The 2,123-nt window shown below is 66.3% G+C and carries 1 protein-coding gene; it reads left to right on the top strand.

The features are described 5' to 3' along the window. A partial coding sequence (locus tag AC1DT6_RS40395; protein ID WP_477112227.1) for an NADP-dependent malic enzyme occupies positions 1-2,123 on the top strand: 2,123 nt, incomplete at both ends.

Genomic DNA, 2,123 nt, shown 5'->3' on the forward strand with positions numbered 1-2,123 from the left:
GCCGCCGCGTGCGAGGAAATCGTGGTCGATCCGGCCAATTCCTTCCGCTACACCGCGCGCGGCAACCTGGTCGGCGTGATCACCAACGGCACCGCCGTGCTGGGCCTGGGCGACATCGGTCCGGCGGCTTCCAAGCCGGTCATGGAAGGCAAGGCGGGCCTGTTCAAGAAGTTCGCCGGCATCGACGTGTTCGACATCGAACTCGACGAGAAGGACCCCGAGAAGCTGGTGCAGATCATTGCCGCGCTCGAGCCTACCTTCGGCGGCATCAACCTGGAAGACATCAAGGCACCGGAGTGCTTCTACGTCGAGCGCAAGCTGCGCGAACGCATGAAGATTCCCGTCTTCCACGATGACCAGCATGGCACCGCCATCGTGGTCGGCGCGGCCGTCGTCAACGGCCTCAAGGTGGTCGGCAAGGACATCGACAAGGTCAAGCTGGTGGCTTCCGGCGCGGGCGCCGCGGCGCTGGCGTGCCTGGACCTGCTGCTCGACCTGGGCATGAAGCTCGAAAACATCTGGGTGACCGACCTGGCCGGCGTGGTCTACGAAGGCCGCACCGAGCTGATGGACCCGGAAAAGGCCCGTTTCTCGCAAAAGACCGACAAGCGCAAGCTGGCCGAAGTGATCGACGGCGCCGAYATCTTCCTGGGCTTGTCCGCCGCCGGCGTGCTCAAGCAGGACATGGTCCAGCGCATGGCCGACAAGCCGCTGGTGCTGGCCCTGGCCAACCCCAACCCGGAAATCCTGCCGGAGCTGGTCAAGGAAGTGCGCCCGGAYGCGGTGATCGCCACCGGCCGTACCGACTACCCGAACCAGGTCAACAACGTCCTGTGCTTYCCCTTCATCTTCCGCGGCGCGCTGGATTGCGGCGCGACCACCATCACGCGTGAGATGGAAGTCGCCGCGGCGCATGCGATCGCGGARCTGGCGCGCCAGGAGCAGAGCGACATCGTCGCCACCGCCTACGGCATCCAGGACCTGTCGTTCGGCCCCGAGTATCTGATTCCCAAGCCCTTCGACCCGCGCCTGATCGTCAAGATYGCGCCGGCGGTGGCCGAGGCCGCCATGCAGTCCGGCGTGGCCGCGCGCCCGATCAAGGACATGGACGCGTACCGCCTGCAGCTGCAGCAGTTCGTGTACCACTCGGGCACGCTGATGAAGCCGATCTACGCGGCTGCCCGCCAGGTCGACATGGAGAAGAAGCGCATCGTCTTCGCCGAGGGCGAAGAAGAGCGCGTGCTGCGCGCGGTGCAGGTGATCGTCGATGAAAAGCTGGCCAACCCGATCCTGATCGGCCGCCCGGCCGTGATCGCCCACCGCATCGAGCGCTTCGGCCTGCGTCTGCGCGGCGGCATCGACTTCACCGTGGTCAACCCGGAACACGACGCGCGCTTCCGCGACTACTCCGAGGCGTACTTCAAGATGATGGCCCGCCAGGGCGTCACCCAGCAGTACGCCAAGCTGGAAATGCGCCGCCGCACCACGCTGATCGGCGCCATGCTGGTCAAGCAGGGCGAGGCCGACGGCATGATCTGCGGCACGGTCAGCACCACCGCCGCCCACCTGCGCTACATCGACCAGATCCTGGGCGGCACCAAGGAGGTGTACGCGGCGATGAACGGGCTGGTGCTGCCGGGCCGCCAGATCTTCCTGGTCGACACGCACGTCAATATCGACCCGACCGCCCACCAGCTGGCCGAGATCACGCTGATGGCCGCCGAAGAGCTCAAGCGCTTCGGCATCGTGCCCAAGGTGGCGCTGGTGTCGCACTCGAACTTCGGCTCGTCCGAAGCGCCGTCGGCGCAGAAGATGCGCGAAACGCTGGCGATCCTGCGCGAACGCGCGCCGGAACTCGAGGTGGATGGCGAGATGCACGGCGATTGCGCCCTCGACCCGAAGCTGCGCGACACGCTGGTGCCGGACGGCGCGCTCAAGGGCGAAGCCAACCTGCTGGTGTGCCCGAACATCGATGCGGCCAACATCGCCTACAACCTTCTCAAGGTCGCGGCGGGCAACAATGTGGCGATCGGACCGATCCTGCTCGGGGTCAAGGCGCCGGTGCACATCCTGACGCCGTCGGCGACGGTGCGGCGTATCGTCAATATGACGTCGCTGGTGGT

This window comes from Cupriavidus sp. 01L45, assembly GCF_056399885.1.